Source organism: Naasia aerilata (assembly GCF_030296595.1).
GTDB lineage: Bacteria > Actinomycetota > Actinomycetes > Actinomycetales > Microbacteriaceae > Naasia > Naasia aerilata.
The window spans coordinates 2,596,859-2,609,575 of the sequence record NZ_AP027731.1; the positions used below are offsets into that span (position 1 = coordinate 2,596,859).

Annotated in this window: 14 protein-coding genes; 8 read left to right on the forward strand and 6 right to left on the reverse strand. The window is 72.0% G+C overall.

Annotated elements, in window-relative coordinates:
- Window positions 1-58: 58 nt before the first annotated feature.
- On the forward strand, window positions 59-2,215 hold the full coding sequence (locus QUE51_RS13615; RefSeq protein WP_286276901.1) for a glycosyltransferase: 2,157 nt from the start codon (window positions 59-61) through the stop codon (window positions 2,213-2,215).
- On the forward strand, window positions 2,212-3,543 hold the full coding sequence (locus QUE51_RS13620; RefSeq protein ID WP_286276902.1) for a nucleotide disphospho-sugar-binding domain-containing protein: 1,332 nt from the start codon (window positions 2,212-2,214) through the stop codon (window positions 3,541-3,543). Before QUE51_RS13615 ends, QUE51_RS13620 begins: the two co-directional genes overlap by 4 nt.
- Here QUE51_RS13620 and QUE51_RS13625 read toward each other — a convergent pair.
- From QUE51_RS13625 to QUE51_RS13630, 3 genes are all read right to left on the reverse strand, one after another.
- Window positions 3,450-4,169 (reverse strand): glycosyltransferase family 2 protein, encoded by a 720-nt coding sequence (locus QUE51_RS13625; protein WP_286276903.1) that lies wholly within the window; start codon window positions 4,167-4,169, stop codon window positions 3,450-3,452. The genes QUE51_RS13620 and QUE51_RS13625 overlap by 94 nt on opposite strands.
- A 112-nt stretch (window positions 4,170-4,281) precedes the next feature.
- Window positions 4,282-4,533, reverse strand: coding sequence for a hypothetical protein (locus tag QUE51_RS18240; protein ID WP_350226665.1), 252 nt, complete (start codon window positions 4,531-4,533; stop codon window positions 4,282-4,284).
- Window positions 4,534-4,556: 23 nt separating this feature from the next.
- Window positions 4,557-6,779 (reverse strand): HAD-IC family P-type ATPase, encoded by a 2,223-nt coding sequence (locus tag QUE51_RS13630; RefSeq protein ID WP_350226666.1) that lies wholly within the window; start codon window positions 6,777-6,779, stop codon window positions 4,557-4,559.
- 241 nt (window positions 6,780-7,020) lie between these two features.
- On the opposite strand from QUE51_RS13630, the gene QUE51_RS13635 reads away from it, so the two are divergent.
- The 3 genes from QUE51_RS13635 to QUE51_RS13645 all read left to right on the forward strand — a co-directional run bounded on the left by QUE51_RS13635 (window position 7,021) and on the right by QUE51_RS13645 (window position 8,572).
- Window positions 7,021-7,182 carry a hypothetical protein gene (locus QUE51_RS13635; protein WP_286276905.1) on the forward strand — a complete coding sequence of 54 codons (162 nt, stop codon included), beginning with the start codon at window positions 7,021-7,023 and terminating at the stop codon, window positions 7,180-7,182.
- Between the two features lie 118 nt (window positions 7,183-7,300).
- Entirely contained in the window at window positions 7,301-8,152 is an 852-nt protein-coding gene (locus tag QUE51_RS13640) for a universal stress protein (protein ID WP_286276906.1), read from the forward strand.
- Window positions 8,153-8,209: 57 nt separating this feature from the next.
- Window positions 8,210-8,572, forward strand: coding sequence for a hypothetical protein (locus tag QUE51_RS13645; RefSeq protein ID WP_286276908.1), 363 nt, complete (start codon window positions 8,210-8,212; stop codon window positions 8,570-8,572).
- Window positions 8,573-8,749: 177 nt separating this feature from the next.
- On the opposite strand, the gene QUE51_RS13650 is transcribed toward QUE51_RS13645, so the two are convergent.
- Window positions 8,750-9,004, reverse strand: coding sequence for a DUF6458 family protein (locus QUE51_RS13650; protein WP_286276911.1), 255 nt, complete (start codon window positions 9,002-9,004; stop codon window positions 8,750-8,752).
- 249 nt (window positions 9,005-9,253) lie between these two features.
- On the opposite strand from QUE51_RS13650, the gene QUE51_RS13655 reads away from it, so the two are divergent.
- Entirely contained in the window at window positions 9,254-9,565 is a 312-nt protein-coding gene (locus QUE51_RS13655) for a DUF7882 family protein (RefSeq protein WP_286276912.1), read from the forward strand.
- 271 nt (window positions 9,566-9,836) lie between these two features.
- Complete coding sequence (locus tag QUE51_RS13660; protein ID WP_286276913.1) at window positions 9,837-10,136, forward strand: TM2 domain-containing protein; 300 nt, start codon at window positions 9,837-9,839, stop codon at window positions 10,134-10,136.
- A 6-nt stretch (window positions 10,137-10,142) separates the two neighbouring features.
- Here the strand turns inward: QUE51_RS13660 and QUE51_RS13665 are convergent, their stop codons facing one another.
- Window positions 10,143-11,540: an ABC transporter permease gene (locus QUE51_RS13665; RefSeq protein WP_286276914.1), complete on the reverse strand. Its 1,398-nt coding sequence runs from the start codon at window positions 11,538-11,540 to the stop codon at window positions 10,143-10,145.
- Window positions 11,537-12,292, reverse strand: a complete 756-nt coding sequence (locus tag QUE51_RS13670; protein WP_286276915.1) for an ABC transporter ATP-binding protein — start codon at window positions 12,290-12,292, stop codon at window positions 11,537-11,539. Before QUE51_RS13670 ends, QUE51_RS13665 begins: the two co-directional genes overlap by 4 nt.
- Window positions 12,293-12,426: 134 nt before the next feature.
- On the opposite strand from QUE51_RS13670, the gene QUE51_RS13675 reads away from it, so the two are divergent.
- The gene (locus QUE51_RS13675; protein ID WP_286276916.1) at window positions 12,427-12,678 is read left to right on the forward strand and encodes a hypothetical protein; all 252 of its coding nucleotides are present in this window, start codon (window positions 12,427-12,429) and stop codon (window positions 12,676-12,678) included.
- Window positions 12,679-12,717 lie beyond the last annotated feature (39 nt).

Here is a 12,717-nt window from a genome sequence, read left to right on the forward strand (position 1 = left end):
TCACGATCGGTATGCTCGCCCCTGCTCGCCGGTTCGTGGACGGGCGGGAGAAGGACCTGTGGGAATTCAGACATCGCTCGACGCCGTGCTCGGGGCGGACCGGATCGTCGACGCCATGCGTCTTGCCGACGACCTCGCCTTCGTGGCGAGCCGGGAGCCCGGCCCTCGCACCCTGCGCGTGCTGCAGAGCGCCCTCCGCTCCGACGACACGGTCGCGGCGATCGCCGCGACGCACGCCCTGGCGGCGGTCTTCGACGCGGAGGCGTCCCGGGTCCTCTCCGACGTGCTGTCGGAAGACCGGGCGTACTTGCGTGAGCACGCCGCGTGGGCGCTCGCGAGCCGGCTGCCGCAGCCGGATACGCTCGGGCGGCTGATCGCCATGATTGCGGCCGGCGGCTTCGGCGGCATGCTGGCGCAGCGGACGCTGGAGCACTGGTCGCACGCCGCCCCGCAGCAGGTGGCCGTCGGCCTGGAGTCGGCGCTGCTCGGGATCTCCGCGCCGGAGGCCCGCGCCGCCCTCCTCGAGACGCTCGGTCTCGTCCGCGACGACATCGCGCTGAGGCCCCTCCTGGTCGCAGCAGGGGACCGGACGGAGGACGTCCGCGCCCGCACCGCGGCCGTCTCGGCACTGGGGCAGCGGCCCGGCACCCGGGGCGTAGAGGCGGCGCTGCTCGAGCTCGCCGTCGCCGACGACGAGCTCGCCGACGTGGCCCGGCTCGCGCTCGTCGATCTGCAGACGGCCGCGCGTCCGGTGCTGCCCAGCGCCGACGGCCTCACCGTCGCGCAGCTGTTCCTGCACGCCGACATCGACGCGGAGCTCCGCTCGGCGGGTGCTGGCGACAACGGCGGCATCGCCACCCTCCTCGTCCGCCTCGGCAACGCGCTCGTCGCCGAGCGGGACGGGGAATCTGTCAGCCGCGTGCTGACGATGTCCCGTGGCTCCGTTCTGGAGGCCATGGACGACCTCTCCCGCATCGGCGACACCCCGACCGGTCACGTCTTCGGACGCGTCCCGCTCCTCACCGATGCGCCGCAGCAGGCGGCGGCCTGGCCGCTGCGTGTGACGGCCCGCCGCGGCATCCGCCGCCTGCTCCGCTCCGCCGGCAGCGTCGACATGCTGCACCTGCGGATGGCGGACGTGGGCAGCCTCGCGGCCGCCGACGTCGCGCGTGAGCTCGACATCCCCGTCATCTTCACGGTGGCGCCCGACCCGCACGCGGTCATCCACTCGCTGGACCTGTCCGGCGACCTCACTCGGGCGAGCTTCGGCGAGGCGGACCTGGTCGACCACTTCTGGTTCCGGACCCGACTCGTGCAGCAGCTGGCCGCCAACGCCGCGCACACCGTCCTGTTCCCGCGGCCGACCCTCCGCCAGGACATGCGGCAGCTCGTGGGGATCGACATCACCGCACACCCCGAGCGGCACACCATCGTGCCCGAGGGGGTCGATCTGCAGGTCATCGACGCCGCGGTCTCCGACGCGCGTGCACACGCCGGGGGAGCGGAGCCGACCGCTCCGCTCGCCGAGCTGCGGGGTCTCGTGCAGGCGCTCCCGGAGCACCGGCGCGGCCTGCCGCTGATCGTGAGCGTGGGGCGCCTGCATCGTGTGAAGGGCATGGCCACCCTGGTCGAGACGTGGGCCGGGAGCGAGCTGGCCGATCGAGCGAATCTACTCCTGATCGGCGGCGACCTCGGCGACCCGTCCGCTGACGAGCGCGAGCAGCTGGCCCTCATCGACGCGGTCGTTTTCCCGGGAGACCGTGCCGCGCGCGGCTTGATCCTGCCCGGTCACCGGCCCAACTCGGTGACGGCGAGCTGGGTGGCGGCCGCCCGAACCGGCCTGCCGGGACTGTCCGCCGCTCGCGGCATCTACGTCTGCGCGAGTCTCAAGGAGGAGTTCGGCATCGCCCTCCTGGAGGCGATGGCGTCGGGCCTGCTCGTCGTCGCACCCGACGGCGGCGGCCCCGCGACGTACGTGCTCGAGGGCGTCACGGGCTATCTCGCCCCCACCTGGGACCGGGACCGCCTGGCCGAGGCGATCGACGCCGCCCTCAGCGCATCCCTCGCCGAGACGACCGACCGCCGGGCCGCGAAGTCGCATCGGACCGTCGAGCGCAGCTTCACCATTCAGCGCATGGCTCAGGCGCTGTCCGGCGTCTACGCGGGCATCGCCGAGGACGAGCGGTCCCTGCGAGGCGAGGCGCTCGCCCGATGACGCTGCTCGTCATCAGCCCCGACTACGCCTCGCATCTGCTTCCCCTCGCCTCACTGGGCACTGCCTGGCGGGATGCCGGCGAGCGCGTCGTCGTCGCGTCCGGACCCGCGACGGCCGGGATTGTCGCCGGGTTCGGCTACGAGAGCGCCCCGCTGCAGCTGGGCCGCGGGTCGAACCCGGGCGTCATCCGCGCCGAGAAGCAGGTCGCCGAGGAGGGAGACTCGCTGCGCGGCTTCTTCGCCGCCACGCGGGAGGGCATGGTCGCCACCCTCCGGTATCAGGCGCGAGAGCGTCTCACCGACCTCATGTGGAACCCGGTCGCGGCAGCCCGCGCGACCCTCGACATCGTCGACCGGGTGCGGCCGGACGCCATCCTCATCGATCACCTGGCCTACAGTGCACGTCTGGCGCTCACCGTGGCCGGGATCCCGCACGGCGACGTGGTCCTCGGCCACCCCACCGCCCTTCCGGGCCCGGGCGAGGTCTACGGGTTCCCGCCCTCGTGGCCGCGGGCCTTCGCGCCGAGCGCCGAGGACCTCGCCGACCTGCGGGCGCTGTGCCAGGCGGTGGACGCCCACTTCACGGACGAGTGGAACCGCGCGGCCCAGGAGCTCGACGCCGCCGCGCCGGTCTCCGAGTCAGCGTTCTCGGAGCACGGGCCGCTCGTGCTGTTCAACTACCCCGCCGAACTCGCCGATCCGGATCGCCCCGTGCCGCCGTCGGTGCACCTCGGCGCGGCCCTGCGCGAGGAGCCACGCGAGCCCGACGTGGAGGAGTGGATCGCGCGCGGCGAGCCCTACGTGTACGTCAGCTTCGGCAGCTTCCTCTCCGTCCGGGACGACGTGCTGAGGCGGGTGGTCGCGGCACTCGCCGCGATCGGCGTCCGCGGCGCGGTGGCGAGCGGTTCGACTCCGCCGGACGCTCTCGGGACGCTGCCGGAGGGCTGGCTGGTGCGGGAGTACCTGCCGCAGGTGCGGCTGCTCGCCGGCGCGAGCGCCATCGTCACCCACGGCGGGAACAATTCCGTGACGGAAGCCGTCGCGAGCGGTGTGCCGCTCCTCGTTCTGCCCTTCTCCACCGACCAGTTCGCCGGTGCCGCTGCGGTGGAGCGTGCGGGCGTCGGCGAGGCGCTCGACCCCAACAGCGCGTCCGTTCCCGACGTCACGGCGGCCCTGGCGCGTGTGCTCGATCCCGCGACGCGGGCGCGCGTGCAGGCGCTCGCCAGCCGCCTGCGTCAGGCGCCCGGCGCCGCCAGGGCTCGCGAGGCGCTGAGGGCCTCGGCCACGAGGCGGGCCATCCCGTCGGCGTCGCCCGCCACGCCGCGGTAGCGGTCCATCAGGGCCGCGTTCGCGTCGTACTGCGACCCGAACCGGTCCGCTCCCACGTGATGCAGGGCGTAGACGCGCCCCGCGTGCCGGACGGGTGCGGAGCCGAGCAGGGTCGAGTGCGCGAGGTGCCACGCCGCGTCCTCGAACCCCCAGCCGCGGAAGCGCTCGTCCTGACCACCGTGCGCCTGCCATGCCTCGGGCGTCGTCACATACACGCCCGAGCATGCGCCGTGCACGAGCTCGTAGGTGCAGTCGATCAGCTCGGTGCCGCCGGCGTACTCCGCGGAGCCGCTGCGGCCCAGCCAGCGGTACTCGGTGTACGGCAGGTGCACGCGATGGTCGTCCCGGGCCGCGGCGATCGCCGTGCGGAGAGCATCGGCCTCAGGGATCGTGTCGGCGTCGTTGAGCACGACCACCTCGCCGGGGGCCGCCGCCGCCACACCCAGGTTTCGGCACTGCGCGAGGTTGAAGACCAGGTCGGGCGAGTCGATGGTGCGGACCGTCGCCTCGGGGATCTCCCGCTCGTACCAGGCGCGGAGGCGGTCGAACGCGTCGAGGCGCGAGGGCTGGGGGCGCCAGGGGATGAGGACGGAGACGGGCAGCACGTCGGTCAGGATACGGGTCACCGGCACCCGAAGGTGACGCGGCCTCATGTGGATTCAGCGGGCGCGGTTGTGGTGATGTCGCCGTTGGTGGCGGGCGCGGTGATCGAGCGCTCGGGCCTGCACGACGGAACGCTTAGGGGCGGAGGTCCCGGACGGCCTCCCCGCGGGGCACCGCCGAGGCGGTGGCAGGCGCGGGGACCCGGGTGACGGCCGGAGAACGGCTTCCGAACCGGCGTCCGTGCAGGCGGGCGAGCAGCTCGACCGCCCCGCCGACGCCGACGGTGGCCAGCCCGACCGCGACCAGAAGCGGTGCCGGGGGCAGCTCCAGCGCCAGGAAGTCCGTGGCGAGCGGGACCGCCAGCACGAGGGCGAGCCCCGCGCACATCGCGACGACGACCAGGAGCCGCCTCAGGTCGAGGGGCGCGCGACCGCGACGAGGATCCAGAGCCCGGCGAGGCCGAGCGTGACGAAGGCGGCGGTCCGCACCTGCTCGAGGTCGTGGATGCCGCTCAGGTCTGCGGCGACGTGGATGGCGGTGATCGCGGCGGCGACGATCGCGCCCGCGGGGAGCGCGAAGGACAGCGAGCGCACCAGGAACCCGGAGCGGTAGCGGCGCGAGTTGGCCATCAGGGCGAGGAAGAACGCGGGGATGCCGATGGTGAGGCCGTCGGTGACCGACATCTGGCGGGGCAGGAAGGGGAATCCCCAGAGCAGAGCTCCGAAGGTGATCGAGAGCAGCACCGAGTACGCCGTCTTGGCGAGGAACAGGACGGAGACGCGCTCGATGTTGGCGATGACCCGCCGGCCTTCTGCCACGACGCTCGGGAGCCGATCGAACCTCCCGTCGAGCAGCACGAGACGCGAGACGGCCTTGGTCGCGGCCGCGGCGGAGTTCATGGCGATGCCCATGTCCGCACCCTTGAGCGCGAGCACGTCGTTGACGCCGTCCCCGGTCATCGCGACCACGTGGCCGCGTGCCTGGAGCGCGGCGACGATCCTGCTCTTCTGCACGGGTGTGACGCGGCCGAAGACGGTGTGCCGGTCCAGCACGTCTTCGAGGTCCCCGCCGTCCTCGGGGAGCGTGCGGGCGTCGAAGCCGTCGACGCCCTCGATGCCGACCTGACGGGCGACCGCGGCGACCGTGCGCGGGTTGTCGCCGGAGAGGATGCGCAACTGCACGCCCTGCTCCCGGAAGTAGTCGAGGGTGCGCCGGGCATCCGGGCGCACCTCCTCGCGGAAGGTCAGCAGCACGACAGGGGCGAGCCCCGGAGGGAGCCGCACCTCGTCGACCGACCCTTGGGGCAGCGGTGCGGAGGTCGCGGCCAGCACCAGAGTCCGGCGGCCGGCCTCCGCGAGATCCGCGGCGAGCGCGAGAGCGTCGGAGGCGTCGTGGTCGAGGACCAGCTCGGGCGCCCCGAGCACCCACGTGGTCGGCGCGTCGGGCGCACCGCCGAACTGGGCGGCGCTCCACTTCCGAGCGGAGGAGAAGCGCACGGTGCCCACGGGGTCGAGGGGCACGCCGACGGGGTAGTCGGAATGCAGGGACCGTGCGGTGGCGTTGGCGCCCGGCTCGGAGCTGAACCATCCGAGGACGTCCCGCCAGGCGCCCGGAAGCGTGCGTGCCACCGGGTGCGCGTCGTCATACGCGATCGTCCCCTCGGTGAGGGTCCCGGTCTTGTCGATGCACAGCATGTCGACGCGCGCGAGGCCCTCCACCGCGGCCAGCTCGCGAACGAGCACCTGCTTGCGGGCCAGGCGGACGCCGCCGACGGCGAAGGCCACGCTCGTGAGCAGCACCAGGCCGAGGGGGACCATCGCGATGACCGCCGCGACCGCCCCGACCGCGCCGGTCCGCCAGGTGCCGGTGCGCAGGGCGACGTCCCAGCCGCCGAGCACCTGCATCTGCCCGTTGACGACGATCAGCATGACGGGAAGCAGCGCCCAGGTGATCCAGCGGAGGATCCGGTTGAGGCTGTTGCGGATTTCGGAGGACACCAGCGAGAACCGCTTCGCCTCGCTGGTCAGCCGGCTGGCGAACGATTCGGCGCCGACGCGGGTGACGCGGATCTGCCCCTCCCCGGACAGGACCGACGACCCGGAGAGGACCCCCGCGCCGCGGTCCTTCGCGATCGGGTCGGCCTCCCCGGTCAGCAGCGACTCGTCGATCTCCAGCCCCACCTCGTGGAGCACGACGCCATCCGCGGTCACCTCGTCCCCGGCGCGCAGGACGAGCAGGTCGTCGAGCACCACCTCCGCCACCGCGATCTCGGCTTCCGCACCGTTGCGCAGCACGCGGGCAGATGGCGAGTTCATGAGGGCGAGCCCGTCGAGCGATCGCTTCGCCCGATACTCCTGGACGACCCCGATCACGGCGTTGCCGACCGCGGCCAGTCCGAAGAGCGCGTCGCGCCACTGGCCGAGGAGCAGCAGGAGGACGAAGCTGCCGGCGACGATCCCGTTGAACAGGGTGAAGACGTTGGCTCGGACGATGTCCCAGGCGCTCCGGCTCGACGCGTCGGACACGGCGTTGGTCAGCCCTGCGGCGACGCGCTCGGCCACCGCGGCGTCGGACAGGCCCCCGGGCCCCGGGCGCGTCAGGACCGGCGACGCGGGAGGGTTCGCCGACTGCACCCCACACCTTCTCAGCCGCGCCCCGACGGCATGCAGTGCCCAAGGTCCCGCACGGCGAGGCACCGGTCGCGGCGGGACCAAGTTCCCTTACAGCCCTCTGCGCGGTGGCGTGGAAGCGACACCGCGCTCGCGCCCTTCGGATCGAGTCCGATCTGTGACCTGCGAGGCATAGCCAAGGGACCCGCTCCGGTGGGAATCTCCTGATCACTGACGGCATCCCGACGTCCGCAAGGAGCTCACCATGAGCGACGCATTCCTCGACTCGATCCCCGACCTCTTCGTGGCCGGCCTGACCTCGGCGGCCCTCTGCGCCGCCGCGGTCGTCCTGGCCGGAGCCGTGTCCTTCACCGCCTTCGCGGTCGGCAGGCTGTTCCACCACCACGGGACCGGCCACCGCGCCTGATCGCTCACGAAGCGGGGCCGGGCAGCCGCGCGGAGGCCGAACGGGACCTTCGTCCCTGGTCGGTGGCGCAGCCGTGCCGGAGCGTCGGCGAGACGCCACCCGGAGGAGGACCTGACCCATGCAGGAGCGCATCGTCGTCGGATGGGACGGCTCGCCGGCCGCGGCGGCGGCGCTCGAGTGGGCCGTGACCCGGCACGCCCGCAGCGGCGGAGACCTGCTGCTCGTCCGCGCGCTGCCGGAGAGCACCGGCAAGGACCGGCGGCTCGAGGACGAGGACGACCTCGACCGGAGCCGGCGCGAGCTCGAAGAGGCGGCGGAGGAGCTTCGCCGCGCCCGGCCGGTCGGCCCCGTCTACGCCGAGTCGCCGTTCGGGGAGCCCGCCGACGTCCTCCTGCCCTTCGCGGCGCCCGACACCGTGCTCGTGGTGGGCGGCGCGCGTCGCGGCGGGAGCCGGCGGCAGGGATGGTCGGTAGGGGCCCGCCTCGCGTCCCGCGCCGGTGGACCGGTCGTGATCGTTCCGGCTGACGGGGGAGCGGGGCGCTCCGGGGTCGTGGCCGGAGTGGACGGCTCCACCCTCGCGCAGCAGGCCCTGCTCTTCGCCGCCGAGGAGGCGCAGAGCGGAGGCGACGAGCTGCATGTGGTGCACGCGTGGCTGGAGCCCTCGGAGATCGGGGACGAGCTCGCGAGCGATCCCGGGTTCAGCGATTGGGTGGAGGGGAGCCACGCGTCGGTGCTCGAGGAGGTCGTCAGCCCCATCCGCGCGCAGTTCCCCGAGCTGACCGTGCGCGCGCACCTCGAGCACGGACCCGTCGCTCCGACGATCCTCGGGCACTCGGCGTCCGCCCGGCTCACGGTCGTCGGCAGCCGGCACCGGGATGCCGTCCGGCGGTTCCTCCTGGGCTCCGTGAGCCACGCCCTCGTGCTGCACGCGACGGGGCCGCTCGCGGTCGTCGGCGCCCTCGACGAATAGCGCGGCCGGGTCGTAAGCCTCTGACCTGGCGGAGCGCCGCACCTTAGCTTCGATCGCATGTCCTCCATCGCGATGGGGCATCGAGAGCATGGGCCGGCGGCCCTCGTGGTCGCCGTCGCGGTGCTGGCCGCTCTCGGCGGCGGTGCCGCGCCCGGAGCCCTGAATTGGCGGCCGAGCGCGACGCTCGGACTGCTCGCGACGGGGTTGCCCCTCGGGGGAGCGGAGCAGCCGTTCCTCCACCTGCCGGACGCGCTGTGCCGGGTGGTGCCGACCACTGCGGCGACCGGGGCCGCTGTCGGCGCCGTGCGAGCCGCCTACCCGAAGCTGGCGATCACCGCGATCGAACGGCACGCCCAGGGGAGTCGATCTTCGGGCTGGATACTCCTCTGCCCGGCCCGGTCCTCGGCATCACGGCAATAGCATTCCTGCCGCTCTTTCCCGGAAAAGAACACCTCGCCGCTGCAGGTCTTCACGCGGCCGCTCCTGCCGGGAAGCGACAATCGAGAATACGACCCCCGAATAGGGGTCACATATCCCTCGACGCAAAGGAAATGCCCCACGCCTATCCGGCGCGGGGCATTTCCTGCAGGGAGGGGATCAGACCAGCGGATCGCGCTCCGCGGTGCTGGAGGTGACTCGCTCGCCGCTCACCGGGTCGACGGCCGATCGCGTCGTTGAGACCGACTGCCGACGGCGCAGGAGGACGACCAGGCCCAGGATGATGCCGACGATGCCGGCGATCATCAGGATGTACCCGACGACGTCGAGGTTGATCCAGTCGAGCTGGATGTCCGTGGCGAACGTCAGGATGGCGCCGATGACGAAGAGGACAATGCCGGTGCCGAGACTCATCTGTCTTTCCTTTCTGCGATAGCCGGATGCATTCCGGCTGAATCGCTGATGAACGGCGAAACACTACCGCCTGACACCCTCATTCCGGTATTCCCTTGCCAGAATTCGTGCAAAGGCGATAACTTCTTTCCTTTTGACGGAATGCATTTCCAGCGCGCGCGACACGGTCGCGTGCCGGTCGACGGCCCGGATGGCGCTCGCGCTACCATGGGCGCGGAAATCGGCGGTCCTTCGTCCTTCAGGAACCTCATGGGAAAACTGCTCTACGGCAACGGCTCGCCGATCGCGCTGGAGGATCGCCTGCTCGCGCACCTGCAGGTCGCCGTCATGGCCAAGCTGCGACGGGATGAGCGGTTCTCGCTCTCCTGGGTGCACGAGGACGGAAGCGGCAGGAGCACCATCTGGATCCATCCCGGCATTCCGCTCCGGTTCGAGTTCGACGGAGGCCGGGCACCCCTGCTGAACCGCGCGTGGATCGAGGCTCTCGTGATGTCGGCGAACAGCACGGGCGGACTTCAGCTCGTCCCCGAGCCTGCCGCCGCTCCGCCGGCCCGCTCCTGACGAGCCCATAGGGGCCGTCAAGGTCCGAAGTCCCTCCGGACGCCCCCGTTCGCGGATTGGCTTCAGGTTTGCCTTGAAGGTTGGCGACACGCCGAGCGAAATGTCACAGTCCGGTAAACACCCTGGTCACCAGCGATTAAAACCTGGCCCTCGCGCGTGTCGGCGAAAATCCGCACCCCTGTCCGCCATATGGAGGACCGTCACTCGGACTGGGGAGGCAAATCCCTGATCACTGGTCTATAGGCTAGGGCGGTCGTCAAAAGGAGACCCGATGCCCCAGACGCTAGCCCTGCCGTACCCGGCTGCGCCGCTCAAGTTCTATCCCACCCAGCAGGACCACCCGTTCGACACGTGGCTGCCCTCTGTGTCGACCGGTCGCGCGTACGCCCTGATGCTGTTCAGCCTGGTCGGCGTGTTCGGCATCCAGCACTTCTACCTCGGCAAGCCGGTGAAGGGCACCATCTGGCTGCTCACCTTCGGGGTGTTCGGCCTCGGCTTCCTCGTCGACCTGGTCACCATGCACTGGCAGGTCAAGCAGATCAACCGCTGGCACAGCGTCGGCGTCCACTGATCGGGCTCAGTCGACCGCCAGCGCGGCGACCGGGCTGACTCGCGTCGCCCGTCGGGACGGCGCGAGTGACGCGATCCACGTGAGAGCGCCGCTCGCGATCGCGAGCACGCCGAGGAGTGTCCACGGAACTCCCGGCAGCACGACTCCCGGCGACCCGTCGAAGGCGCCGAACAGCGACTGTGCACCGGCCCAGCCGTAGAACGCGCCGAGCGCGACTCCGACGAGGAGCGCGGCGAGCGTGAGCTGAGCGCTCTCCACCAGGATCATGCGGCGGATCTGCGCCCCGGTGAATCCCAGCGCGCGGAGGAGACCCAGCTCCCGCGTGCGCTGCAGCACGCTCAGCGAGAGGTTGTTGACCATCCCGATCGCCGCGATCAGGGCGCTGAAGCCCAGCAGCACCGACAGCACGACGACGGTCGCCGTCAGCATCTGCTGCGTGCCCTCGTAGAGCCGGGGCTCCGCGGCCATCGCCTCCCGCATGATCCGCTCGAACGTGGCGATCCCGACGCCGAACATGGTGATCAGGGTGATCCCGATGACGAGGCCGATGGCGGTCCGCGAGCTCCGCTCCGGGTAGCGGAGGGCGTTCTCCGCCGCCAGGCGTGCGGCAGCGCCCTGCCCGAAGAGGCGGCCCACCAGGCGGAGTGCCGGCGGCATCAGCCACGTCGACCCCGCCACCAGGCCGGTGAAGGAGAGGACGCCGCCGATCAGCCCGAGGAACACACCGAACGGCGTGACCAGGCCCACGAGCACCCCGAAGCCGACCAGGGCGAGCCCCACGATCACGAGCACGAGGCCGGTGACGGTGCGCGCAGGACGAGCCGCGTCCGCGGCGGACCGCTCCTGAGCGCTGCCGAGAGCCTGCAGAGGCGTGACCGTGAGGACTCGGCGCGATCCGACCCAGGACGCCAGCCAGGTGGTGAGGACGACTGCGGCGACAGGGAGCCCGGCCGAAGCGTCCACGAGCGGGTAGGCGAGGTCGGGGAGCGCGCCCAGCGCGATCCCGATGCGCGTCAGGAGAAAGGTCGCGCCTGCCCCGAGCAGGAGGCCGAGTGCCGCGCCCGCCAGCCCGACGAGCAGTCCCTCGCGGGCGACGGCCCGCCGCTGGGCGGAGGCGCTGGAGCCGAGCAGCCGGAGCAGGGCGATCGTCCGCGTGCGGCCCGCGATGATGGTGGCGAAGGTGTTGGCGGTCACAATCGCAGCGACATACATCGCGATGACGATGAAGACCGCCGCGACGATCTGCAGCATCAGCCCGACGGTGCCGCTCGACCCCGTTGCGTCGTCCTCCTCCGCCGCGGTGCCGATCACGCCGGTCACTCCGAGGAGGGCGACGCCGAAGGCGCTGCTGATCGTGGCGACGAGGACGCTGGGGAGGTGGTCGCGGACGCTGAGGCGGCTCACGCCGCACGCTCCATCGCGAGCATGAAGGAGGAGATCTCCTCCGCCGAGGAGCGGGTCCTGTCCTCCACGAGGCGACCGTCGGCGAGGAACAGGATCCTGTCCGCGTAGCTCGCGGCGACCGGGTCGTGCGTCACCATGGCGATGCTCTGCCCGTACCCACGCGCGGCGGTGGCGAGCAGCGCGAGCACCTCGCGGCCCGTGCGGGAGTCGAGGTTGCCTGTCGGCTCGTCGGCGAACACCAGGTCGGGGCGCGGAGCGAGCGCACGGGCGATGGCCACGCGCTGCTGCTGGCCGCCCGACAGCTGATGCGGCCGATGCCGCAGGCGTTCACGCAGTCCGAGGGAGTCGATGAGCCCGTCGATCCAGGCCTGCTCGTCGGCGCTCGGACGCCGGCCGTCCAGCTCGAACGGGAGGACGATGTTGCCGGCGATATCGAGCGTCGGCACCAGGTTGAACGCCTGGAAGACGAAGCCGACACGGCGGCGGCGGAGCAGGGTGAGGTCCGTGTCGCTCAGCCGCGTGATCTCGGTGTCGCCGAGCCAGACCCGACCGGAGGTGGGGGAGTCGAGACCCGCCATGATGTGCATGAGGGTCGACTTGCCCGAGCCGCTCGGCCCCATGATGGCGGTGAACTGACCGCGCCGGATCCCGAGGGTGACCGCGTCGAGAGCCGTCACCGTGTTGCCTCCGGTGCCGAAGGCCTTGCCGAGGCCGTCGACGCGCGCGACGACGGGATTCGCTGGTGTAGTCATGACCTCGACGCTAGGGACGGGGCGTCGCGGCGGAATCGGGCGGGCGGCCGATCCCCGTCCCTCGCTGGGATGACCCGCGGTCCTCCGTCCGACCAGGCCTGGCCGCAGAGCCCGGCCCGACGTAGCGTGACGGTATGACGAATGCACCCGGACTGAGCGAGCGCGCGATCAGGGAACTGACCGAGAGGGGCCGTGACGACCTCCACCCCGTCGTGGAGGAGGCGGTCCGGAACGTGGCCGCCAGCCACGCAGGGCGCCCGCTGGACGAGGTGCAGGCGGTGCTGCATCAGGCGGTGCAGGGCGCCACACACGTCGACGGGCTCCTGTCGGACGACGCGCTCCTCGAGCTCGCACAGACCATCTCGCACCTGCGCCCGCACGCCTGACCCCTCGCGCGCCCGACCCGAGGGGGCCGTGGAGCTGGC

What these genes read in the sequence shown, in the direction of transcription:
- QUE51_RS13670 (WP_286276915.1), bottom strand. Translation starts at nt 12,292, where the DNA reads ATGACTACACCAGCGAATCCCGTCGTCGCGCGCGTCGACGGCCTCGGC.
- QUE51_RS13645 (WP_286276908.1), top strand. Translation starts at nt 8,210, where the DNA reads ATGTCCTCCATCGCGATGGGGCATCGAGAGCATGGGCCGGCGGCCCTC.
- QUE51_RS13650 (WP_286276911.1), bottom strand. Translation starts at nt 9,004, where the DNA reads ATGAGTCTCGGCACCGGCATTGTCCTCTTCGTCATCGGCGCCATCCTG.
- QUE51_RS13620 (WP_286276902.1), top strand. Translation starts at nt 2,212, where the DNA reads ATGACGCTGCTCGTCATCAGCCCCGACTACGCCTCGCATCTGCTTCCC.
- QUE51_RS13655 (WP_286276912.1), top strand. Translation starts at nt 9,254, where the DNA reads ATGGGAAAACTGCTCTACGGCAACGGCTCGCCGATCGCGCTGGAGGAT.
- QUE51_RS13635 (WP_286276905.1), top strand. Translation starts at nt 7,021, where the DNA reads ATGAGCGACGCATTCCTCGACTCGATCCCCGACCTCTTCGTGGCCGGC.
- QUE51_RS13640 (WP_286276906.1), top strand. Translation starts at nt 7,301, where the DNA reads ATGCAGGAGCGCATCGTCGTCGGATGGGACGGCTCGCCGGCCGCGGCG.
- QUE51_RS13675 (WP_286276916.1), top strand. Translation starts at nt 12,427, where the DNA reads ATGACGAATGCACCCGGACTGAGCGAGCGCGCGATCAGGGAACTGACC.
- QUE51_RS13660 (WP_286276913.1), top strand. Translation starts at nt 9,837, where the DNA reads ATGCCCCAGACGCTAGCCCTGCCGTACCCGGCTGCGCCGCTCAAGTTC.
- QUE51_RS18240 (WP_350226665.1), bottom strand. Translation starts at nt 4,533, where the DNA reads ATGTGCGCGGGGCTCGCCCTCGTGCTGGCGGTCCCGCTCGCCACGGAC.